The sequence below is a fragment of the Cytophaga sp. genome, assembly GCF_051961495.1.
Taxonomy (GTDB): domain Bacteria; phylum Bacteroidota; class Bacteroidia; order Cytophagales; family Cytophagaceae; genus Cytophaga.
In genome coordinates this window covers 1-23,016 of the sequence record NZ_JBQCDF010000251.1, presented here as the reverse complement: position 1 = coordinate 23,016, position 23,016 = coordinate 1, and the positions used below count along the sequence as shown (strand labels likewise).

26 protein-coding genes and 1 pseudogene are annotated in these 23,016 nt (G+C 38.6%); 16 read left to right on the top strand and 11 right to left on the bottom strand.

From position 1 onward, the window contains the following. The 5 genes from ACTHJT_RS13955 to ACTHJT_RS13935 all read left to right on the top strand — a co-directional run. Window positions 1-969, top strand: a 969-nt coding sequence (locus ACTHJT_RS13955; RefSeq protein ID WP_440239225.1) for a hypothetical protein, incomplete at its 5' end; no start/stop codon positions are given. Window positions 970-989: 20 nt separating this feature from the next. Next, window positions 990-1,925 (top strand): DUF6929 family protein, encoded by a 936-nt coding sequence (locus ACTHJT_RS13950; RefSeq protein ID WP_440239223.1) that lies wholly within the window; start codon window positions 990-992, stop codon window positions 1,923-1,925. Window positions 1,926-1,930: 5 nt separating this feature from the next. Next, window positions 1,931-3,367: a PhoX family protein gene (locus ACTHJT_RS13945; RefSeq protein WP_440239221.1), complete on the top strand. Its 1,437-nt coding sequence runs from the start codon at window positions 1,931-1,933 to the stop codon at window positions 3,365-3,367. 1 nt (window position 3,368) lies between these two features. Further along, window positions 3,369-3,941 (top strand): hypothetical protein, encoded by a 573-nt coding sequence (locus ACTHJT_RS13940; RefSeq protein WP_440239219.1) that lies wholly within the window; start codon window positions 3,369-3,371, stop codon window positions 3,939-3,941. Window positions 3,942-3,998: 57 nt separating this feature from the next. Then, window positions 3,999-4,577 (top strand): hypothetical protein, encoded by a 579-nt coding sequence (locus ACTHJT_RS13935; RefSeq protein WP_440239217.1) that lies wholly within the window; start codon window positions 3,999-4,001, stop codon window positions 4,575-4,577. On the opposite strand, the gene rsmI is transcribed toward ACTHJT_RS13935, so the two are convergent. Both rsmI and ACTHJT_RS13925 read right to left on the bottom strand, forming a co-directional pair. Continuing rightward, window positions 4,578-5,330, bottom strand: a complete 753-nt coding sequence (gene rsmI, locus ACTHJT_RS13930; protein ID WP_440239215.1) for a 16S rRNA (cytidine(1402)-2'-O)-methyltransferase — start codon at window positions 5,328-5,330, stop codon at window positions 4,578-4,580. After that, window positions 5,314-5,565, bottom strand: a complete 252-nt coding sequence (locus ACTHJT_RS13925; RefSeq protein ID WP_440239213.1) for a 4a-hydroxytetrahydrobiopterin dehydratase — start codon at window positions 5,563-5,565, stop codon at window positions 5,314-5,316. The genes rsmI and ACTHJT_RS13925 overlap by 17 nt, the downstream gene beginning before the upstream one ends. 130 nt (window positions 5,566-5,695) lie before the next feature. Between ACTHJT_RS13925 and ACTHJT_RS13920 the strand changes: the two genes are divergently transcribed. Continuing rightward, window positions 5,696-6,877: a THUMP-like domain-containing protein gene (locus ACTHJT_RS13920; RefSeq protein ID WP_440239211.1), complete on the top strand. Its 1,182-nt coding sequence runs from the start codon at window positions 5,696-5,698 to the stop codon at window positions 6,875-6,877. A 9-nt stretch (window positions 6,878-6,886) separates the two neighbouring features. Here the strand turns inward: ACTHJT_RS13920 and rfbA are convergent, their stop codons facing one another. The 5 genes from rfbA to ACTHJT_RS13895 form a co-directional block, all read right to left on the bottom strand. Beyond that, complete coding sequence (gene rfbA, locus ACTHJT_RS13915; RefSeq protein ID WP_440239208.1) at window positions 6,887-7,753, bottom strand: glucose-1-phosphate thymidylyltransferase RfbA; 867 nt, start codon at window positions 7,751-7,753, stop codon at window positions 6,887-6,889. Between the two features lie 21 nt (window positions 7,754-7,774). Beyond that, entirely contained in the window at window positions 7,775-8,836 is a 1,062-nt protein-coding gene (gene rfbB, locus ACTHJT_RS13910) for a dTDP-glucose 4,6-dehydratase (RefSeq protein WP_440239206.1), read from the bottom strand. Window positions 8,837-8,839: 3 nt separating this feature from the next. Further along, on the bottom strand, window positions 8,840-10,138 hold the full coding sequence (locus ACTHJT_RS13905) for a nucleotide sugar dehydrogenase (RefSeq protein ID WP_440239204.1): 1,299 nt from the start codon (window positions 10,136-10,138) through the stop codon (window positions 8,840-8,842). 5 nt (window positions 10,139-10,143) lie between these two features. Continuing rightward, the gene (locus tag ACTHJT_RS13900; RefSeq protein WP_440239202.1) at window positions 10,144-11,124 is read right to left on the bottom strand and encodes a UDP-glucuronic acid decarboxylase family protein; all 981 of its coding nucleotides are present in this window, start codon (window positions 11,122-11,124) and stop codon (window positions 10,144-10,146) included. A 170-nt stretch (window positions 11,125-11,294) separates the two neighbouring features. After that, window positions 11,295-12,614 (bottom strand): UDP-glucose dehydrogenase family protein, encoded by a 1,320-nt coding sequence (locus ACTHJT_RS13895; protein WP_440239199.1) that lies wholly within the window; start codon window positions 12,612-12,614, stop codon window positions 11,295-11,297. A gap of 138 nt (window positions 12,615-12,752) precedes the next feature. On the opposite strand from ACTHJT_RS13895, the gene ACTHJT_RS13890 reads away from it, so the two are divergent. The 5 genes and pseudogenes from ACTHJT_RS13890 (at window position 12,753) to hpf (ending at window position 15,701) form a co-directional block, all read left to right on the top strand. Further along, complete coding sequence (locus ACTHJT_RS13890; protein ID WP_440239197.1) at window positions 12,753-12,971, top strand: hypothetical protein; 219 nt, start codon at window positions 12,753-12,755, stop codon at window positions 12,969-12,971. A 25-nt stretch (window positions 12,972-12,996) separates the two neighbouring features. Next, window positions 12,997-14,136, top strand: a complete 1,140-nt coding sequence (locus tag ACTHJT_RS13885) for an acyl-CoA dehydrogenase family protein (protein ID WP_440239195.1) — start codon at window positions 12,997-12,999, stop codon at window positions 14,134-14,136. Window positions 14,137-14,211: 75 nt separating this feature from the next. Next, complete coding sequence (gene rpsU, locus ACTHJT_RS13880; RefSeq protein ID WP_011586740.1) at window positions 14,212-14,409, top strand: 30S ribosomal protein S21; 198 nt, start codon at window positions 14,212-14,214, stop codon at window positions 14,407-14,409. Between the two features lie 60 nt (window positions 14,410-14,469). Next, window positions 14,470-15,375: a tyrosine-type recombinase/integrase gene (locus ACTHJT_RS13875; protein WP_440239192.1), complete on the top strand. Its 906-nt coding sequence runs from the start codon at window positions 14,470-14,472 to the stop codon at window positions 15,373-15,375. A 26-nt stretch (window positions 15,376-15,401) separates the two neighbouring features. After that, window positions 15,402-15,701, top strand: a pseudogene (gene hpf / locus ACTHJT_RS13870) (ribosome hibernation-promoting factor, HPF/YfiA family). A gap of 54 nt (window positions 15,702-15,755) precedes the next feature. On the opposite strand, the gene metK reads toward hpf, so the two are convergent. From metK to ACTHJT_RS13850, 4 genes are all read right to left on the bottom strand, one after another. Beyond that, on the bottom strand, window positions 15,756-17,015 hold the full coding sequence (gene metK / locus ACTHJT_RS13865; RefSeq protein WP_440239190.1) for a methionine adenosyltransferase: 1,260 nt from the start codon (window positions 17,013-17,015) through the stop codon (window positions 15,756-15,758). 82 nt (window positions 17,016-17,097) lie between these two features. Next, window positions 17,098-17,826 (bottom strand): SAM-dependent methyltransferase, encoded by a 729-nt coding sequence (locus ACTHJT_RS13860; RefSeq protein ID WP_440239188.1) that lies wholly within the window; start codon window positions 17,824-17,826, stop codon window positions 17,098-17,100. A 24-nt stretch (window positions 17,827-17,850) separates the two neighbouring features. Then, window positions 17,851-18,615 (bottom strand): alpha/beta fold hydrolase, encoded by a 765-nt coding sequence (locus ACTHJT_RS13855; RefSeq protein ID WP_440239186.1) that lies wholly within the window; start codon window positions 18,613-18,615, stop codon window positions 17,851-17,853. Between the two features lie 3 nt (window positions 18,616-18,618). Continuing rightward, window positions 18,619-19,335, bottom strand: a complete 717-nt coding sequence (locus ACTHJT_RS13850; protein ID WP_440239184.1) for a pyridoxine 5'-phosphate synthase — start codon at window positions 19,333-19,335, stop codon at window positions 18,619-18,621. A 65-nt stretch (window positions 19,336-19,400) separates the two neighbouring features. Between ACTHJT_RS13850 and ACTHJT_RS13845 the strand changes: the two genes are divergently transcribed. From ACTHJT_RS13845 to ACTHJT_RS13825, 5 genes are all read left to right on the top strand, one after another. After that, window positions 19,401-19,859, top strand: a complete 459-nt coding sequence (locus ACTHJT_RS13845) for a GatB/YqeY domain-containing protein (RefSeq protein ID WP_440239183.1) — start codon at window positions 19,401-19,403, stop codon at window positions 19,857-19,859. Window positions 19,860-19,863: 4 nt separating this feature from the next. Then, entirely contained in the window at window positions 19,864-20,385 is a 522-nt protein-coding gene (locus ACTHJT_RS13840) for a CvpA family protein (RefSeq protein WP_440239180.1), read from the top strand. Between the two features lie 92 nt (window positions 20,386-20,477). Continuing rightward, entirely contained in the window at window positions 20,478-21,251 is a 774-nt protein-coding gene (locus ACTHJT_RS13835) for an alpha/beta fold hydrolase (protein WP_440239228.1), read from the top strand. Continuing rightward, on the top strand, window positions 21,241-21,906 hold the full coding sequence (locus tag ACTHJT_RS13830) for a CBS domain-containing protein (protein ID WP_440239178.1): 666 nt from the start codon (window positions 21,241-21,243) through the stop codon (window positions 21,904-21,906). Before ACTHJT_RS13835 ends, ACTHJT_RS13830 begins: the two co-directional genes overlap by 11 nt. Window positions 21,907-21,918: 12 nt before the next feature. Continuing rightward, entirely contained in the window at window positions 21,919-22,797 is an 879-nt protein-coding gene (locus ACTHJT_RS13825) for an NAD kinase (RefSeq protein ID WP_440239176.1), read from the top strand. The last annotated feature ends 219 nt before the right edge of the window (window positions 22,798-23,016 follow it).

The following is a 23,016-nucleotide window of genomic DNA, read 5'->3' as shown; positions in this document are numbered from 1 at the left end:
CGCACTATGTTAAATAAGATCCATCCGGGCCTATTGTTTGCCGCCATTTGTTTATTATTATCTGTTACAGCCTGTAAAAAAAGTAAAGATGCTCCGGTAGTATTTGTAGTTGACAAATCTATTACGTTAGACCAGACGACTACATCGGCAAAAGATTCTCTGTACGTTAAAAGAGACGCTTCAACAGTCAATCTGAAGGTTACGGCAACAGCCAAAGGAACCGGCAACAAAATGAGCCGCCTGTATATTTTCAAACGTTATATCGATAACATTTCAGCTCCGGGTGATTATGTTTCAGTAGATGCCGGCGGATTTTCAAAAGACGGAAACAACCAGTACTATTTCCAGATCGGCACAGCGTCGCAGGACAGTTCCACAAACACTGTGACACTGCCATTACGTACCAATGACCTGAATGCAGCTGTAGATGAATTTTATTTCATTTATACAGATGACAACGACTTTGCAGGACCGGGAAATACAGCCGGAGTAGTGCTTGGACCGGCACAATTTTTCATGATCTATGGTAAACTGGTAGAATATACCGGTAAGCGTATTTACAACTATGCTTCTGCAAACACTTACCATTATCCGGGTTTTGATGTTGTTGACATGGCATATAAATATACTTCCGATGCTGCTTCAGATATTGATATTTATGAAAACACTGACAACGATCCTTTATTCAAAGGTAAATTCAAATCGCTGAACGGAACTTCATTTGTAAAAGCTCCGGCAGAGTTCTCATATTCAAATGCAACTGATATTACCGTTAAGAAATTCTTTGAAGCAGGAACTTCATTTACTGAAACACCGGATTCCATCCGGATCGGCGATATTTACCTGATGAACCTCCGCGGTTTACCAACCTCGTACGCAGTAATGAAGATTCTTTATATTACTCCGGAAAACGGTAAAACCGGATCAGGTTATAATGAAGAGTTTTTCATTTTCAATATCAAAAAATAAAATTTTGAATTTTTAGTGATATGAATATTTCTATATTGAAACACGTACACCTGACTACCATTCCTTCTGCATCTGCGGTTGAGGTTGTCAATGGAAATATTTATATCGTCGGGGATGACTGCTGCTTTCTATACGCGTTGAAATACGACCTTACAGTCCTTGCAAAAGTGCCTTTATACACGGCACCGGAATCAGATCTTACAGGAAACAGAATTCTTAAAAAGAAAAAAGCAGACCTGGAATGCATCACCAAGCTCAACATCAACGGCTATCCGCATTTGCTGATATTAGGTTCAGGCTCTAAGTCTCCCAGAAGGGATGTCGCATTCTTAGTAAAATTACCGACACCTTATAATCGTAAACATCTTGTTTGGGAAATCTCTTTAGTGAAGTGGTATTCATTCTTACGAATGAACGAAGAGGTTACGGGCAGCAGCGGAGTGTTGAATTTTGAAGCTGCTGCAAGCACGGATGAGTATCTATATCTCTTCAACCGGGAAAACAATGCCATCCTCCGTTTTGATCTGCCTGAATTCATTGAATTTATTCAGGGACATACGGAAGGCGTGCCCTTTCCTACTATCATTACGGCCGAACTACCGGAAATAGGTGGTATACGTTCGGGATTTTCAGGTGCAGATTATTTTGACGAAAAATTATTTTTTACTGCTGCTGCAGAAAACACATCGAATGCGATCGATGATGGCGAGATCATGGGCAGCGCCGTAGGCCTGCTATCTTTTGCAGGCGAAGAAAAAACGAGAGGGAAACTGGCTGCCGGATTCACTGGTGAAATTTCTGCATTTACCGTGATTGCTGCCATTCAGGACCGCTTACTAAAAATTGAATCTATTTCTGTTTACGAAAAAGAAAATGATAACACCTACATCGCTGTTGCTGTAAGTGACGACGACCTGGGTGGATCAGATATCCTGATGCTGCAGCTTGATCTTTAAATTTTATGAAAACGTATTTATTATTTGCTTTCATCTTTTTCAGTACGCTTCCGTTGTTTGCACAATACCCATTTAAAGAAATTCAATTCTGGGATAATACTACCACACCTTTAATAGATAAGAAATTAAGCTATAACGTTTTATTTAAAACCGGAGATACCGTATACACAAACAAAGGCAAATGGGCATTGGCAAAAGGCATGCATGATATGATTCTCGTATTGCCAACCCAGGTCATTAATAAACTTTTACTGGCAGTTTCACATGAATGCAATGATTCGTCATCTGTAACAGGCGATGGCGGCGGTATGAGTATTGTTCCGATTGAATTCAGAAATAATACATGGCATGTTTCGGATAGCATTAAAAATATTGATTTTACTACCGTTGGCGGCACCTATAATAATTGCAGCGGAACATATGTGACAAGAAAAAGTACCATTCTCACAGCTGAAGAAGGCACACCATCGAACAACGAAGTTCTATACAAAAAAGGCAAGGGCTATACAGATACCAGCGATTTCAATGGTTTAAAGAGGTGTGACAATACCGGATGGATGGTTGAAGTTGATCGCTATACGAACAAGGCCCTGCATAAGCTGTATAACATGGGCCGCTTTGTACATGAGAGTGCTCTTGTACTGGACGATTATAAAACCGTTTTTCTTACCGATGATTTTGCTCCCAGTGTTTTTTTTAAATTCGTTGCAAAGGAAACATATAATTTTCAAGAAGGTCAATTGTATGCCTACAAAGAAGCAACAGCGAGCGATACAAGCCATTGGATCAAATTACCTATGCATATGGATTCCTTACTCGACATACGTAATGTTGCATTGCGTATGGGCGCAAGCTACTTCATGCGTATGGAGTGGATGACACTGGCGGGAACCAAAATGTATATTACTGCTACCGGTTATGATAACTTCTCAATGGAAAGCCTTTACAACGGGAAACCGGCTTCTTATTTATTACCTTTTCTGAAAAACAATACTATCGACCAGCCTTACGGCAGTGTGCTGGAGTTTGACCTGATCACAAACAACATACGCGTGCTCATTAATGGAGGTGCCGGGAAAAAAGATCCGCAGAAGCATTTTTCAAACCCTGATGCCATTACAACAGTTACAAAAAATGACAAGACGTATCTGGTTATTCAGGAAGATATCATTGCTAATACCCGCGGACGGGTAAGCACTGCATCCTTGGCAGAAAATTTATTTGTAAATGAAATCTACTGGCTTGACCTGAGTATTAAAAATCCTGCGGTAGATGATTTAAAACGCTTCCTGATTGCACCCAATGGTGCTGAAACAACGGGCGGTACCTTTATTGAAGGAGATTCAAGATTTTATTTTGTAAACATCCAGCACCCGGATAGTAAGAATCCTCCTCCTTTCAATCAGTCGTGTACCATAGTCATTGATCTAAAAAATAAATAGTATGAGCCAAGAAGAAACACTGGACTTTTCAGAAGACATTCTCGACAATAAAGTTGAATCTTATTCTTTTTTCCCGATACGATTTATCTGTTATGTTATAGCAATGGCATCATTTTTTTTGATGGTAGTAGGAAATATTAAAGGCTTCGTTGCCGGTTTTGTTCTTCTTGCTGTAACGTTGCCTATAGCTGTTCTGCAGCAACGAATCACTGTAGACCTTACCAATAGCCGATACAGAGAATACAGTTCTTTTTTCGGAATTAAAATAGGAAAATGGAAATCGTTTAAAGGATTTAAAATTATTACAATCACACACTCTGACCGGGCAGTAAAAATGAATGTTGCTTATGGAGGAGCAGAATCTTACGCCAACAGTTCCGAGTTTCATCTCAATTTGAAAAAAGATAATTACAATAAGCTCAATATTGCTTCCGGTAGTTATAAAAGCATGTTCAAAAAAGCAGTAGTACTTGCACACCGCTACAAAGTAGGTATTATGGATTGCAGTGAGAAGCCCAATAAGAAATATGATTATGCGGAAATTGAAGCAAAATATCCAAGTAAAACAATCTGATTATTTTTTCTTTACTGCAATTATCGCATTTCTAATATATTTTAAAAAATTAATACTGTGAGCAAAGAAGAAACACTGGACTTTTCAGAAGACATTATTGATAATAAAGTTGAATCATTTCCCTTTTTCCCAATACGTTTTATGTTTTTGGTTATTTCAGTTATGGCACTGACCCCTGTTTTTCAGAGGCCGATAAACATATGGATTATTATTGCCTGTATATTGGTATCATTATTCACATTACAGGTAGTGTCCATTCAAACCCGGATTACTGTTGATTTTGCAAACAACAAATACAGAGAGTACAATACTTTTTGCGGATTTAAAATAGGAAAATGGTATTCTTTTAAAGGCTTTAAAATTATCACCATTACGCATTCAGATACAGTTGTAAAAATGACCGGCAGGTTTGGTTCACCTGAAGTTTATGGAAATAGTACGGATTTTCATTTAAACTTAAAAAAGGATAATTATTCCAAACTGAATGTTGCATCGGGCAGTTATGAGGATATGTTAAAGAAGGCAGTAATACTTGCACATCGCTACAAAGTAGGTATTATGGATTGCAGCGAAAAGCCCAATAAGAAATACGACTATGCTGAAATCGAAGAAAAGTATCCAGACCAAACAATCTGATTATTCTTCGTCGTCTGCCTCGCTATAATCTTCATCTGTATTACCCAATGTATCTGTCTTACTGTTAAAGCCTGCCACAATCAATACGATCTCACCTTTAGGAGCATGCTTGGTATAATATGCCGTCAATTCAGCAAGAGAGCCGTTGCGTGTTTCTTCAAACATTTTTGTTAATTCCCTTGATACCGATGCCTGCCTTTCTGCGCCGAACGCTTCTTTCAGTTGTTCCAGTGTTTTCACCAGACGATACGGAGATTCATAAAAAATAATCGTGCGGTCTTCCTGCACCAACCGTTCAATGCGGGTTTTACGGCCTTTCTTATGCGGTAAAAAACCTTCAAACACAAACTTGTCGCTGGGTAAACCCGATTTAACAATAGCAGGCACAAATGCAGTAGGACCAGGTAAACACTCTACAGCAATAGAGTGTACATAACACTCCCGTACCAATAAAAATCCGGGATCCGAAATCCCCGGTGTACCGGCATCTGAGACCAATGCAAGATTTTTTCCCTGCTGCAGAAGTTGAATGGTGGATTGTAAGGCCCTGTGTTCATTATGCGCATGAAACGCCTGAAGCTTTGTCTGTATATCCAGATGTTTCAATAGATTTCCGCTGGTACGGGTATCTTCAGCCAATACCAGGTCTACTTCCTTCAAAATACGGATGGCGCGTAATGTAATGTCTTCAAGATTACCAATGGGAGTTGGTACCAAATATAATTTACCAGATGTCTTATCCGTTTGACTCATTTTCTATTTTATCTATTGCCTGCGCCAATGCCCAATCTTTTTCTGTTACATTTCCGCCGGTACTATGTGTATTCAATTCAATATAAACCTTGTTCCAGCTGTTCGTCCAGGTGGGATGGTGGTCCATCTTTTCTGCAACAGATGCTACAGCAGTCATAAAGGCAAAGGCCTTTTCGAAATTTTTAAATTCAAATAATTTTATAAGCCGGTTGTTTTGTTCTGTCCACTTATTCATACATACAATTGATTAAGATTTTAAGAACCATACTTCTATTACTAACAAAATAACGCTTTAAAAAAACATAACAAAGTCAGAGTGCCAATATATTTTTAGCAATGATTGATTGTTAATAGTATCTTTGACTATGGTTCCGATTGAAGAATTAACATCAAAAGAGATTTCTGAGTTCATTAAGAAAAACAGAAAATCATCTGTTGCTGAATTAATGCTTAAAATGCCTCAGTTTACCATTGAAGCAAAATGGATCGCTGCACAAATTGAAGGTTGGCAGAAGGCTTTTGTGAAGCTTCCTGAATGGGCGGGGAATGAACGTGTAATTTATCCAATACGCCTGAGCATGGAACAATGCTCTTCTGAACGAACAGGACTTTATAAATCAACACTTGTACACGGCAGCGTAATCGTTGATTTGACAGGTGGTTTCGGTGTTGATACTTTTTACTTGTCACAATCATTTGCTAAATCTTTTTATATTGAACAGCAGGAAGATCTTGCACAGATCGCTGCTCATAATTTTGCTGTTCTTGGCAAAAATATTTCTGTTCTCACCGGCAACTCAGAGGTTGTATTAAAAACCATCACAGATAAAATTGATGTGATTTATCTTGATCCCGCCAGAAGAAAAGATCAACAAAAAGTTTTCAAACTATCAGATTGTGAACCGGACATAGCGGCTTTAAAAGATTTTTACTTTTCATTTGCCGGTATCATACTGGTTAAAACTTCGCCGATGCTTGATATCGCTGAAGCTACAAGACAGCTCGCCAACATAAGTGAAATTCATATTGTAAGTGTAGACAATGAATGCAAAGAAGTTTTATACCTGCTAAAAAAAGATTATACCGGAGAACCGGAAATCCGGTGTATAAACGCCATTAAAAAATCTGTTCAATCATTCCAATTCAAAAACAGTATTGAACAATCGTACAAAGCGCCACAATCCATGCCGCTCCGGTATATATATGAGCCCAATCCATCTGTCTTAAAAGCCGGCGGCTTCAATGTCATTGCACAAGCATATAACATTTTTAAACTGCACCAATCTTCACATTTATATACTTCTGCTGAGCTTATAACAGATTTCCCCGGGCGCAGTTTTAAGATCAATCATATAACCGGTTACGATAAAAAAGCGATCCAGACCTTACTCCCGGATGGAAAGGCAAATATTCAAACGCGTAACTTTCCGGATTCAGTTGAAGAAATAAGAAAAAAAATAAAAGTTAAAGACGGTGGTAGCATTTTTATTTTTGCTACCACCTTAATGGATTCAACAAAAGCGCTGCTGATCTGCGAAAAAATCTAAGATCTTTTACTATTTATTTTTTGTAAGGCTTAACAGATACTGTCCATAACCACTTTTCATCAATGGTTTTGCAAGCGCTTCCAACTGTTCTCTGCTTATAAATTTCATTGTATAAGCCACTTCTTCTATACAACCAACTTTTAAACCCTGGCGCTCTTCAATTACCCGCACAAACTCGCCGGCCTGCATCAGTGAGGCAAATGTACCTGTATCAAGCCAGGCTGTACCTCTATTCAATACTGCTACTTTCAGCTTCTTTTGAGCAAGGTAAATTTTATTCACGTCTGTAATTTCAAGCTCGCCTCTCGGACTTGGCTTTAAATTTTTAGCTATTTCGATAACGCTGTTGTCATAAAAATATACCCCGGGTACAGCATAATTTGATTTAGGGTTCAACGGTTTTTCTTCGATGGATAGCGCATTCATTTCTGAATCAAAATCAACTACACCGTAACGTTCAGGATCAGTTACATGATATGCAAATATAACTGCGCCATCCGGATCGTTGTGCGAATGCAATAAGCGGCCGAGCCCTGATCCGTAGAATATATTATCACCCAGGATCAATGCTACTTTATCATTGCCAATAAATTTTTCTCCGATGATGAATGCTTGTGCCAAGCCATCCGGAGAAGGTTGAACAGCATATTCAAAGCGGCAACCCAATGCAGAACCATCGCCCAGCAACTTCTGAAAATTAGGTAAATCCTGAGGAGTTGAAATAATCAGAATTTCTTTGATTCCTGCCAACATTAAACAAGAAAGCGGATAGTAGATCATTGGCTTATCATATACAGGCATCATCTGCTTGCTCATTGCCAATGTTAACGGGTGCAGTCTTGATCCAGTACCGCCGGCTAATAATATTCCTTTCATTTTATTTTTATTTTAAACAAATTATCTCTTTACGTATTGCTGCTCATAATAAGAAGCATATGCGCCAGAGGTAATTTTATCCATCCATTCTTTATTGTTGAGATACCAATCAATGGTCAGGCTCAGGCCTTGTTCAAAGGTAACCGAAGGTACCCAGCCAAGCTCATTTTTTATTTTAGTAGCATCAATCGCATATCTGAAATCATGTCCGGCACGGTCTGTTACATATGTGATCAGCTTTTCACTGGTACCTGCGGCACGTCCAAGTTTTTCATCCATCTGTTTGCAAAGCAAACGGATCAGATCAATGTTTGTCCATTCATTATGCCCGCCAATGTTATAAGTTTCCCCGGTTTTACCATTGTGGTAAACGGTATCAATAGCACGTGCATGATCAATAACAAAAAGCCAGTCCCGGATATTTTCACCTTTACCATATACAGGTAACGATTTATTCGAACAGATATTATTAATAAATAGCGGAAGCAATTTTTCAGGGAACTGATTCGGACCGTAGTTGTTTGAACAGTTCGTCAATACTACAGGTAGTTTATACGTGTTGTGGTAAGCACGTACAAAGTGGTCAGATGAGGCCTTTGACGCGGAGTAAGGAGATTGCGGATCATAAGAAGTTGTTTCAAGAAAGAAACTCCCGTCGTGCAAAGAGCCATATACTTCATCGGTGGAAACATGGTAAAAACGTTTCCCTTCAAAATTATTTTTCCATGCTTCTTTTGCAGCGTTCAATAAATTCACGGTTCCGATCACGTTGGTGATCACAAACTCCATGGGAGCAACAATAGAACGGTCTACGTGAGACTCTGCCGCAAGATGGATAACACCATCAAAGGCATATTTTTTAAATAGCTCCTGAATATAGGTTGTGTCTGCAATATCTCCTTTTTCAAAAATATAATTAGGGGCCTTTTCAATATCCGTCAGGTTTTCCAGATTACCTGCATAGGTAAGCTTATCAAGATTGACAATAACATATTCCGGATATTTGTTTACAAATAAGCGAACCACGTGAGAGCCTATGAAACCAGCGCCGCCGGTGATTAATATGGTTTTTTTTGTATGCATAAATTATAATGTCCAATAGGTATTTGTATGGTTACTTTTTGTATAAATACCTTTTATATCAACAAAGATTCCATCCGCAGTTAGAAGATTTTCATAAAAGGAAATATCATTTTTTAAATATTCCTTATGAGATACTGCAAGAATTACCACATCATAGCCATCTGCCGCTTCTGTACGAAATTCCAGATTGTATTCATGTTTAAATTCTTCAAAACATGCGTATGGATCAACAACATCAACTTCCAGGCTATATGACTGAAGTTCTTTGATTAAGTCAGCAACTTTAGAATTCCTGATATCTTCAATATTTTCTTTAAACGTTACTCCCAAAACAAGTATTCTGGATTTTGAAATATTTTTTCCAGTCTTGATCAGAGAAGTCACAACCTTCTTCGCAATATTCATAGGCATCTGATCGTTGATCAACCTGCCGCTTAATATCACATTAGGATTCAAACCAAGCTTTCTTGCCTTATAGGTAAGGTAATAGGGATCAACGCCTATACAATGCCCGCCTACAAGGCCGGGTGTGAAACGTAAAAAATTCCATTTTGTATTTGCTGCTTCAAGTACTTCGTAGGTATTGATATCAAGCTTGTCGCAAATAATTGACAGTTCATTCATCAACGCAATGTTCACATCGCGTTGTGTATTCTCTATAATCTTAGCCGCTTCTGCAACTTTGATGGAAGATGCCTTATGAATCCCGGCCTGTACAACCAATTCATATACATCGGCGATTGTTGCCAGACTTTCTGCATCACAACCTGAAACCACTTTTGTAATTTTAGCAAGTGTGTGTTCCTTATCTCCCGGATTGATCCGTTCAGGAGAATAGCCTACTTTAAAATCCCGGCCAACTTTTAATCCGGATAAACTTTCAAGCATAGGAATACAATCTTCCTGTGTACAGCCCGGATAGACCGTTGATTCGTACACAACATAATCTCCTTTTTTCAAAACACCGCCAATCGTTTTTGTCGCAGAGAGCAGTGGTTTTAAATCCGGGTGGTTAAAGGCATCTATAGGAGTAGGAACAGTTACGATGTAAAATGATGCCTGCTTTAAAACAGCAATATCGTCTGTAAAAACGATATCGCTGTTTTGAAAATCTGTTGAAGCTAATTCTCCGCTGGGATCAATCTGCTTATTCATTAATTCAATTCTTTTTGAATTAATGTCAAAACCGATAACGTTGATTTTTTTAGCAAAAGCCAATGCTATTGGTAAGCCAACATATCCCAAGCCAATTACAGCTAAAGAAATTTCTTTCTTTTTTAATTGACTACATAGTGGAGTCATAAAAATCAGTTCTTTTTAAACTCTTTGGGTAATATATCCCAATCTTCTTTTGGCAACGATTTGAAATATTCATAAGTGATTTTCAAACCTTCTGCCCGTGATACTTTGGGTTCCCAGCCTAAAATTTCTTTAGCTTTTGTAATGTCTGGTTTACGCTGTTTCGGATCATCTGTAGGCAAAGGTTTAAAGGTGATTTTTACGTTTGAACCTGTAAGCTTGATGATCTCCTGTGCAAAATCATTAATTGTAATCTCAACCGGGTTTCCGATATTTACCGGATACACATAATCACTCATCAGCAAACGATAGATTCCTTCAATCAAATCACTCACATAACAGAATGAACGGGTTTGTGTACCATCGCCAAAAGAAGTAAGATCTTCTCCACGTAATGCCTGGCCTATGAATGCAGGCAATACACGACCATCATTCAGTCGCATTCTCGGACCATAGGTATTAAAAATACGAACGATGCGGGTTTCAACATTATGGTATGTATGGTAAGCCATTGTAATAGCTTCCTGAAAACGTTTTGCTTCATCGTATACTCCACGCGGACCAATCGGGTTTACGTTACCCCAGTAATCTTCTGTCTGCGGATGCACCAATGGATCCCCGTATACTTCAGATGTTGAAGCAATCAGCATACGTGCCTTTTTTGCACGTGCCAGCCCCAACAAATTGTGTGTTCCTAAAGAACCAACTTTTAATGTCTGTATAGGAATTTTTAAATAATCGATCGGACTGGCCGGTGAAGCGAAATGTAAAATATAATCCAGATCGCCGGCAACATGTACAAACTTTGAGACATCGTGATTGTAAAATTCGAAATTTTCAAGTTTGAATAAATGTTCAATGTTTTTAAGATTACCTGTGATAAGATTATCCATCCCAATAACGTGGTAATCTTCTTTAATAAATCTATCACATAGATGTGATCCTAAAAAACCTGCGGCACCTGTGATGAGTACTCTCTTTCTAGCCATTAGTATTTGTATAAATTTGAATACGTTAGTACTGATTATGAAATTCCAAATAACAAAACTCAAATTTCAAACAGATGATATTAAGATCTTTTGAAATTTATTTTCGGCTGTTTGGAATTTGTTTTTTGTATTTTGGAATTTCTTCTCAATCTTTTAAATTTCTACTGCTATTAATTCTTTAGTCCGATGCAGTAATATTGAAATCCCTGGGCTTTCATTTCTTTAGGATCGAATATGTTTCTTCCATCAAAAATCACTTTGCCTTTCATTTTGCTTTTCACCATGTCAAAATCCGGCGCACGGAATTCAGACCATTCTGTCACGATCAGCAATCCATCAACGCCTTCCAAAGCTCCCATCGGATCTTCTGCATAGGTAATTGAATCTTTAAGCGTATGAGACGCTTCATGCATAGCCACCGGATCATAAGCCACTACACTTGCGCCGGCTTTCAATAATTCCGGAATAATAACCAATGATGGGGCTTCACGCATATCATCTGTTTTCGGTTTAAAGGACAAGCCCCAAACTGCGAATTTCTTTCCTTTCAGATCATTATTGAAATGCTTGTTTACTTTTTTAACAAGTACGTATTTCTGATCATCGTTCACATCTTCAACAGCACTTAATACGCGCATGTCATAGCCATTCTGTTTCGCTGTCTTGATCAATGCTTTCACATCTTTCGGGAAACATGAACCACCATAACCAACACCCGGATAGATGAATTTATTTCCAATACGTGCATCAGACCCAATACCTTTACGAACTAAATTTACATCCGCACCAACAATTTCACATAAATTTGCGATATCGTTCATGAAACTGATTTTAGTTGCAAGCATAGAGTTTGCTGCATATTTTGTCATTTCTGCAGAAGGAATGTCCATAAAAAATATCGGATGGCCGTTTAGCAAAAACGGTTTATATAATTTACGCATTGTTTCTTCTGCTTCCGGAGCATCAACACCTACAACAATTCTGTCAGGCTTCATGAAATCATCAATTGCAGCACCTTCCTTCAGGAATTCAGGATTTGAAGAAACATATGCATTGAAGGAAACACCACGTTTGCCTAGCTCATCTGCAAGGGCTTTTTTTACTTTAAGAGATGTTCCTACAGGTACAGTACTCTTGGTTACAACCACGATATCATCATTCAATGACTTACCGATTTCTGAAGCAACTGCCAATACATATTTTAAATCAGCGCTGCCGTCTTCTCCCGGAGGTGTTCCTACCGCGATGAAAGCGACTTCTGCTTCCTGTATACTTTCTGCCAGATTGGTAGAAAATTTCAAACGGCCTTTTTTAAAGTTCCGCTCAACCATTTCTTCCAGACCAGGTTCATAAATTGGTAAGATACCTTGTTTTAAATTGTCAATTTTCTTTTGATCAATATCTACGCAGATAACTTCAATACCGACTTCTGCAAAACACGTTCCCGTTACTAAACCAACGTATCCAGTTCCAACAATAACTATTTTCATTCTTATATAATTATAAAAAGATTTATGGCAAGATATAAAATATAGATCTATAATCCTTTCCCGAAGTCGCAAAAAAAACAACTATTATATATTTTCAACGTATTCCTTGATATCCATAAACCAACCGTAGGATATATCATGGAAACATCTAAACTTTTTAAAGTCTTCATACTTGAAGATAATGTCAACAATATAAAAACCATTACACGTGAGTTGAGCGGTAAGAATTATAATCTGCACTTCTTTTCGAAAGATAACAGCGTACTTGATTTATTGCCGTTTAACCCCGATATTCTCATACACGATTACTTTAAGAAAAAAGTAACAAACTGTTATGAATGGAACATAGCATACTAAAGACCTTTTCAAGCACTGTATTCTTATGAACTTTGAAAATACTGATAATCAACGCTTAATTGCCGGCATGGCAAAAGATGTTGCTGAAAAATATATCCGGCCGAATATTATGAAATGGGATGAGGCGCAGGAATTCCCGATTGATCTGTTTCATAAAATGGGCGAACTGGGTTTGCTGGGAGTACTTGTTCCGGAACAATACGGTGGCGCTGGTATGGGCTATTTTGAATATATCACTGCCCTGGAGGAAATATCAAAAGTTTGCGGATCCATTGGTCTATCAGTTGCTGCTCATAACTCTTTATGTACCGGCCATATCCTGGCTTTTGGCAATGAAGAACAAAAAGCAAAATACTTACCGTTACTGGCCACAGGTAAATGGATTGGAGCATGGGCATTGACGGAAGCCAATACAGGCTCTGACTCCGGTAATATGAAAACCGTTGCTACGGAGGATGGCGATTATTGGGTGCTGAACGGCAGCAAAAACTTCATTACGCATGCGAAATCATCAAATGTAGTAGTTGTTCTGGCAAGGCATGCAGACAGTCCGGATAAACGCTTTTCTTCGGCCTTCATTATAGAAAAGGGTACTTCTGGCCTTACCCATGGCCGGAAAGAGAATAAACTGGGCATGCGGGCCTCCGAAACCTGCGAATTATTGCTGGATAATGTACGGGTACATAAAAATCAACTTTTGGGTAAAGTTGGGGATGGCTTCAAACAAGCTATGAAGGTATTGGATGGCGGTCGTATTTCTATTGCAGCTCTCAGCCTGGGTATTGCACAAGGTGCCTATGAGGCTGCTTTACAATATTCAAAGGAACGTCAGCAATTCAATCAGCCCATTGGAAACTTTCAGGGAATCTCATTCAAATTGGTCGACATGGCCACTGAGATCGAGGCAGCGCGCTTATTGACCTATAAAGCTGCTGATATGAAAATGAAAGGCATTCCGATGACCCGGGAAGCAGCAATGGCGAAATTATATGCTTCGGAAGTTGCTGTAAGAACTGCCAATGAGGCAGTTCAGATCTTTGGCGGATATGGATACACCAAAGATTATCCCGTAGAGAAGTTTTACCGGGATGCGAAACTCTGTACAATTGGAGAAGGCACTTCTGAAATTCAGAAAATAGTGATCGCCAAGTCCTTACAAAAATAAAATTATTCACAATCAGTTTTGTTATTTAATATGGAATGTGTAAATTTGCAGTCCTTATTAAATAAAAGAATTGTTATGATCGTAATCAACATCAAAGAAAACGAGCCGATAGATAAAGCGTTAAAGCGTTTCAAAAAGAAATTTGAAAAAACAGGTGTTTTAAAGGCACTTCGCGCACGTTCTTACTACGAGAAAAAATCAGTACGTTTAAGAAAAGAGGTAATCCGTGCTTCTTACCGTCTTAAATTACAGGAAGCTGCTTCAAACGACTAATTTCGTTTATTAAAATATTTTACTATATTGTTTTACCGGATCTAATTCCTGTAAAACAATATGGTAAATGAATTTTTAACATATTTATCTACCGAGAAGAGGTATTCCAAACATACCACGGTATCCTACAGGACTGACCTTACAGCTCTTTCCGATTATCTTCTTACAACTTACGAACTTGCAAATCCTGAGCAGGCTAATTATCCTATGCTTCGCAGCTGGATTGTTTCGCTTTCGGATCAGGACATGCTTCCAAAATCCATCAACCGGAAAATTGCCTGCCTGAGATCGTATTATCATTTTTTGCAAAAGAAGGAAATCATCTCCAAAGATCCGACATTGAAAATAAAGGCCTTGAAAGTTAAAAAGTCTCTGCCTGTTTTTGTTGAAGAAGATAACATGATCAATTTGCTGGATGAAATAAAGGATCTTTTGGGTAATAAAATAGAATTTGAAGATTCTTTTGCAGGTATACGCGACAAGATTGTGCTTGAATTGCTGTACGGTACGGGCATCCGTCTTTCGGAGCTTATTGGTCTGCGAAATAACGACATCAACTTTTTCCAGAAAACCATTAAAGTATTGGGTAAGGGGAATAAAGAACGCATCATTCCTATTCACGAGACATTTGTTGAGCTGGCTAAACAATATATTCAAAAAAAGAAATCTGAATCTTTCAGTAACAATACAGATTTTTTTGTCGTTACTAATAATGGGGAGCAAGTATATCCAATGTTTATCTACCGGTTAGTGCGACATTATTTAGATCAGGTTACAACAGTAGATAAAAGAAGTCCGCACGTTTTGCGTCATACATTCGCAACACATCTTCTAAACAAAGGTGCTGATCTGAATGCGATCAAAGATTTGCTGGGCCATACAAGTTTGGCTGCAACTCAGGTTTATACACACAACAGCATTGATAAATTAAAATCAATATTCGAACAAGCCCACCCGAAATCTTAGTATTCACACTTTAAACTTTTAGAATTATGAAACTACAAGTTCAATCCATCCACTTCGATGCAGACATTAAATTGTTAGATTTCTTACAGAAAAAACTTGACAAGCTGGAAACGTTCAATGATTAAATCATTGACGGAGAAGTATTCTTAAAGCTTGATACCAACGACACGAAAGGAAACAAAGTAGTGAATATCAAATTAAATATGCCGGGCAACTCGATTGTTGTAAAAGAACAGCGCAGCACGTTTGAAGAAGCCATTGATGTTTCTTACGACATATTGAAAAATCAGCTTTCGAAGCTGAAGGAAAAATTGCTTAGCCACTAAAATAAAAAGCGTCCCGATAATAATCAGGACGCTTTTTTGTGCTCTAATTTTATATCATTTGATACCAAAAGCTTTTCTTACTTTATCTACGTAGTCTAATTTTTCCCACGTAAATAGTTCTACTTTCTTCTTGATGATTTTACCATCATTGCTCTTGAATGACTTTGTAACAGTTTCCGGCTTACGACCCATGTGGCCATACGCTGCAGTTTCGCTGTAAATAGGATTACGTAATTGCAGACGCTGTTCGATCGCATAAGGGCGCATGTCGAATAACTTCTCAACGATTCTGGCAATTTCACCGTCGTTCTTTTTCACTTTCGCTGTACCGTATGTGTTTACATAAATACCCATTGGCTTAGCAACACCAATTGCATAAGATACCTGAACCAATACTTCATCGCAAAGGCCAGCCGCAACCAGGTTTTTTGCAATGTGTCTTGTAGCATATGCAGCAGAACGGTCAACTTTAGACGGATCTTTACCAGAGAATGCGCCACCACCGTGTGCGCCTTTACCGCCGTATGTATCTACAATGATCTTTCTTCCTGTTAAACCGGTATCTCCGTGCGGACCACCGATTACAAATTTACCTGTAGGGTTGATATGATATTTGATCTTTGTTTTTCCGTCAAAGAATTTTTTGTACTTCGGATATTTAGAAATGATGCGCGGGATAAGAATTGAAATGACATCTTTTTCAATTTTCTTATGCATTTTTTCTTCTGTATCGAAATCATCGTGCTGCGTAGAAAGTACGATTGCATCAATACGAACCGGACGGTTGTTGTCATCATACTCAAGTGTTACCTGAGATTTAGCATCCGGACGAAGATATTTGATCTGCTTGCCTTCACGACGAAGCGCAGCAAGTTCAATTAAAATTTTATGTGCAAGATCAAGCGCTAATGGCATGTAATCATTGGTTTCGTTGGTTGCATAACCAAACATCATTCCCTGATCGCCAGCACCTTGTTCTTCTTTCTTCTTACGGTCTACACCCTGGTTGATATCTGCAGACTGCTCATGAATAGCAGAGAAGATACCACAAGAGTTTGCTTCAAACATATATTCAGACTTTGTGTAGCCGATCTTACGGATCACTTCACGTGCAATTTCCTGAACATCTAAATATGCTTTTGACTTTACTTCACCAGCCAATACTACTTGACCTGTAGTTACCAACGTTTCACAAGCAACCTTTGCATTGGGATCAAACGCTAAAAAATGATCGATAAGTGCATCTGAGATTTGATCTGCAACTTTGTCCGGGTGACCTTCAGAAACAGATTCTGATGTAAATAAATAAGGCATATATTAATTTGTTAATTTATTTTTTTGGGTTTGTACAATTGTTCAAAAATACGCTAAAAGTTTATAAATCAGAAATATTTTTTTACACCGCCAAAAAGCCGAACATCGTAGGCCGCTTACCTAACACAAGCTCTCCTTTTTTCCATTTGAATACGGGTTTGGTTATGATCTGTTCGGTTGCTCCTGTAAGATCTGCAGATATGGTCAACAGTGTATTTTTGTCGCAAACATCAATCAGATCATCCAGCAGCTTATCATTTCGATAAGGTGTTTCTATGAAAAGCTGCGTCTGGTTTGATACTTTACTGATGCGCTCCAGTTCTTTTATGCGCTTCTTGCGTTCAGCTTTATCAATCGGAAGATACCCGTTGAATGCAAATGATTGTCCATTGAGTCCGGAAGCCATTACAGTCAGCAAAATAGAAGAAGGTCCGGGCAGCGGTACAACTTTAACCTGTTGTTTATGCGCCCATGCCACCAGCAGTGCACCTGGATCTGCAATACCCGGGCAACCCGCATCACTGATAATACCGACATCGCAAGTACCCTGGATCTGGCTGATCTGCTCAGACAGTTCCTGTTCGGTCGTTGATTTGGTCAGTTCGAATAATATATATTCTTCAACGGAAACTTTACCTCTTAATAATTTTCCGATAAAGCGTCTGGTGGTACGCGCATCTTCGCAAAAGATAACCCGTAGTGACAGCAGCTTGTTCTTTACAACCTCAGGTATATATGCTTCTGCGGTATCTTCCGCCAGTTCGTTCGGAATCAGATAAACCGTTTGTATTTTATTGTTCTGTGCTGCCATATGTTTATCCGGACGGAGCATCGCTTACCGTTCAATAAAATTTTCAATCAATGCAATTACTTCTTTAGGTTTTTCAGCATGTACAAAATGGCTTGCATCCATTACAGTTACTAATATATACTGTGAAAAATGTTTTTCTATCACAGCAACATCCTTGTCTTCAATATAACCGCTTTGGCTACCACGAATGAAAAGTGTTGGAATATCAATATGCGCCTGGTCCGGCAAAGCCTCGCCGATATTATCAATTTGTTCATCTAAAACCCGAAGATTGATCCGCCATTGAAACTTACCTTCACTATTGCGATACAGACTTTTCAGCAAAAACATTCGTACCCCCATATCTCCGACATACTGACTCAGGATGGCATCTGCTTCATTTCTTGATTGCAGCGTTTCAAGATTTATAGCATTAAACCCTGCTAAAATCGCCTGGTGATGACGGCCATAGAATCTTGGTGAAATATCAACCACGACCAGCTTTTCAGCTATATCTTTATAATCTGCTGCAAAACGCATAATGGTTTTACCCCCCATGGAATGCCCGATCAATACTGGTCTTTCAATGTTGTGATCTGCAATGAATTCTTTTAAATCCGCTGCCATTGTCTCATACGTATGGGTTTCTGAATGTGGCGACTGCCCGTGGTTTCTGGCATCCAGCACATATACCTTGTATTTCAGCGCAAGTTCTTTTGTAACACTCATCCAGTTATCCGATGAACCGAATAATCCGTGTAAAATTATCAACGGGCGCCCTTCCCCGCTTTCTCTATAAAACAATTTCATGTATTACTTTTTTAATTCTCTCAAATACAATTGTATGGTATTTTCCAACCCGTAATACAGGGCATCACAAATAAGTGCATGCCCAATGGAAACTTCATCCAGATCTGGGATGGTGGTTTTCAGATAATTTAAATTGAACAGATCCAGATCATGTCCTGCATTTACTCCCAATCCCAGTGATTTAGCAACACGCGCAGCTTCAATATAATCTTTGATAGCTGCTACTTTATCTGCATGAAAAGCTGTAGCATAAGGTTCTGTATACAATTCAACCCTGTCTGCACCAGCTTTGGCTGCACCTTCCACATAGCTTGCTTGCGGATCAACAAAGATGGAAACACGTATGCCAAGCTTTTTAAAATGGTCACACATTTCCTTCAAAAAAGATTGATGTTTAACTGTATCCCAACCGGCGTTCGAAGTAATGGCATCAATGGCATCCGGCACAAGCGTTACCTGGTGAGGCTTTACATTTTCAACCAGTGTTATAAATTTACCTTCCGGATTACCTTCTATATTGAATTCAGTAGTTAATACCTTTTTAAGATCATAGGCGTCCTGGTAGCGGATGTGGCGCTCATCCGGACGCGGATGGATAGTTATGCCTTCAGCCCCAAAACGTTCGCAGTCCAGCGCTGCCTTTATCAGATCCGGATTATTGCCGCCTCTGGCATTTCGTATAGTAGCTATTTTATTAATATTTACACTTAATCGAGTCATGTGCTTGCAGTCTGTCCTTCAATTTATATTTTTGTCTAACTAACAGACAAAAGTACAAAAGACCTATGAGTTTAAAAGCAACAATTGAATCAGAAATAAAAAAAGCCATGTTGGCACGTAATGCAGATGATTTGAGAGGATTAAGAGCTCTTAAGTCTATGATTTTACTTGCTGAAACAGAAAAAGGCGCTTCCGGAGAATTATCTGCAGACCAGGAATCTAAAATCCTTGCAAAGGCTTATAAGCAGCGTAAAGAGTCTGCCGACATCTTTGCACAGCAGGGCAGAAAAGACCTGGAAGAAAAAGAATTGCAGGAAATAGCGGTGATTGAACGCTTTATGCCTAAACAGTTATCGGCTGATGAGATTGAATCAGCTGTAAAAGAAATAGTTGCGCAGGTTGGTGCGAAAGGCCCTGCCGATATGGGTAAAGTAATGGGCGTAGCATCAAAAGAACTTGCGGGAAAGGCTGAAGGCAAAGCTGTTTCTGAAGCAGTAAAAAAGGTATTGGCATCGATCGCATAGTATATTGGAAATAATTGATATCATATTAATCCTCATAATGGCTTACGGAGGTTATAAGGGTTATCAAACCGGTTTATTGATTCAGATCATAACCTTTATCGCCTTTATTATTGCTGTTATTACGGCTTTCAACCTATGTCAGCTGGGAATCGTCAAATTAAAGGAATGGTTCGGCTTACATGAAAGCGTTTTGCCGGTTGTAAGTTTCATTGTGATCTTTATCGGGGTATTGATTTTAATTATCCTATTGGGTAAATTCCTTACAACAGTTTTGCATCAAACACTGCTGGGCAGTGTTGATCAATACGCAGGAGCACTTGTGGGAATATTAAAAGCAGCCTTTGGATTAAGCTGTATTTTATGGCTTTTAGAAAAATCCGGCTTAAAATTTCCCAATTCATATACAGATGAATCATTCATATATAATTGGTTAACAGAATATTCTCCGAGTGTTATAAAATTGTTAGGCCAAATAATTCCTTTTCAGGATATCATGCACAAAGTTGAGGAACTTATTCGTTCTTAAACAAAATGGCATGATTGAACAGAATATGGTTTATTGAGAACTTTGTTTTAGATTGCACGTTAGTACTTGTACAGTGCGTATCGGTTGAGTTTATGGAGTTGAAAATTAAAAAAGAAGGCGACTTCAAATTTGTTGAAGAAGGTGAAGGAGAGGTATTATTGCTTCTTCATGGATTGTTTGGCGCATTAAGTAATTGGGAAAAACTGGTTACGTATTTCAGTAAAAATTACCGTGTGCTGATACCCATGTTACCGATATATGAAATGCCGATCAAATCGGCTGGGCTGGAAGGTTTGGTAGCTTTCGTAGAAAAGTTTGTTGAGTATAAAAAGCTAACCGATCTGAATATCATCGGCAATTCGTTAGGAGGTCATGTAGGCCTTCTGTATGCATTAAAGAATCAATCCAAGATTAAAACAATTACGCTTACAGGTAGTTCAGGATTGTTTGAAAACGGCATGGGCGGCTCTTTCCCTAAGCGCGGGAACTACGCGTATATCAAGGAACGTGTTGAATACACCTTCTACTATCCTGAAACAGCGACCAAAGATTTAGTCGATGAAGTATATCAGATCTGCAGCGATATTCCTAAGTGCATGCGCATTATTGCAATTGCCAAATCTGCACAGAGACATAATATTGCAAGTGATCTGCATAAAATAAATAAGCCTACACTGTTGATCTGGGGCTTAAACGATACTATCACTCCGGCGTTGGTAGCACATGAATTTAATTTACTGGTTAAGAATTCTGAATTGTATTTTATTGACAAATGTGGCCATGCTCCAATGATGGAACAGCCTGAAAAATTCAATTCAATCTTTGAACATTTCATCACTAAACACGCTACTGCCAATGTTAGCTGAAGAACTCATCAACCAAATGATACCTCCGTTGAAACTGAATGACAGCAGTCAGACAGCTTTGAACTGGATGGAGGTATTCCATTTAAGACAGCTAGCTGTAATTGATGAGCAAACGTTCAAAGGAATTATTGATGAAGAAAGTATTTTAGAAAAAAATAATCCGGATCTGCCTATTTCTGACTACCGTCTGTCTTTCCAGGATGTAGCGGTGAGAGCTTCGTCGCATTATTATGACGTCATCAACCTTGCTTCTCAAAACCATCTGGAACTGATTCCGGTACTTGGCAATTCCAACGAATACCTGGGTGTTATTTCTGTGAATGAAACATCCGCTGCCATTGCGCAGATGTTTGCCAGCCAGGGCCCGGGCGGAATCCTTGTTCTGGCAATTAAAGAAATTGATTATTCATTAGCTCAGATCTCAAGGCTCATAGAAGCAAATGACACAAAAATTTTAAGTGTGTTTGTAACGAATGATTCAAAAGAACAAAATTATCTGAAGGTTACGTTAAAACTCAACCGTGTGGATCTTACCCGTGTTATTGCAACGCTGGAAAGATATGATTACCGCATCATTGCGCAGTTCCAGGAAACAGATGTTGAGAATTACGACAAAGACCGCCTGGATATGCTGTTTAAATACCTGAACATCTAAACATATTGTGTTATGATGTTTGCTTTGCACGGCCGACCTTTTAAAGAAGATAACATCCCGTATGTGCAGCACTTGCTGAACTATCTTCAAAAAAAAGAAATTCATTTAATCATTCATGAAGAGTTTGTTGCATATCTGCAAAGTTGCCGCATATCATTACCTTCTCTTTATTCCGTTTTTAAAACAAAAGAAGATCTTGATAAGCCTCAACTAATGCTCAGCATTGGAGGGGACGGTACATTGCTGGAGTCTGCAACGTTTATTGGTAAAAAAAATATTCCTCTCGTAGGTATCAATACAGGCCGTTTAGGTTTTTTGGCTACAACTCCCCGTGAAGAGCTTGAAGGTTCTATTGACCAGCTTATTTCCGGCAGCTATAAAATTTCTGAACGCACTCTTATTAAGCTGATTTCAGAAGAGAATTTGTTCGGAGACCTGAACTTTGCCATGAACGAATTCGCGCTCACCAAGCGGGATTCTTCATCCATGATCACCGTTCATACCTATATTGACGGGGAATTCCTGAATTCCTACTGGGCAGACGGCCTGCTTGTTTCTACACCTACCGGTTCAACAGGCTATTCCTTAAGCTGCGGTGGTCCATTGGTGCATCCCAAAACTGAAAATTTCATTATAACACCAATCAGTCCGCATAATCTCAATGTAAGGCCAATGATTGTTCCTGACAATTCTCATATTTCTTTTGAAATAGAAGGCAGGAACCAAAATTTCCTTATTTCGTTAGATTCAAGGTATGAAATCGTTTCCTCAAGCATTAAGCTTTCAATTAAAAAAGAAGATTTTAAGATTCAACTTATAGAATTAAAAAACTATAATTATTATAAAACGCTCCGGAGTAAATTGAATTGGGGCTTAGACGCCCGAAATTGATATTTTTTGAAAGAATAGTCTTATATTGAAGTACTTTTGTTAAAATTTGGCAGGCGCAAATTAAATTATTGGTAATAGTGTTTTATATGAAGCAATTTAAAAGATTATTCTTCGTTATTTTTCTGATATGCATTGGTACAGGCTGTATGGCTCAGCAAAGCTTTAAAAAATACCGGTATTACAGTATCGGTGGCTGTCTGAATGCTATGAATTATATAG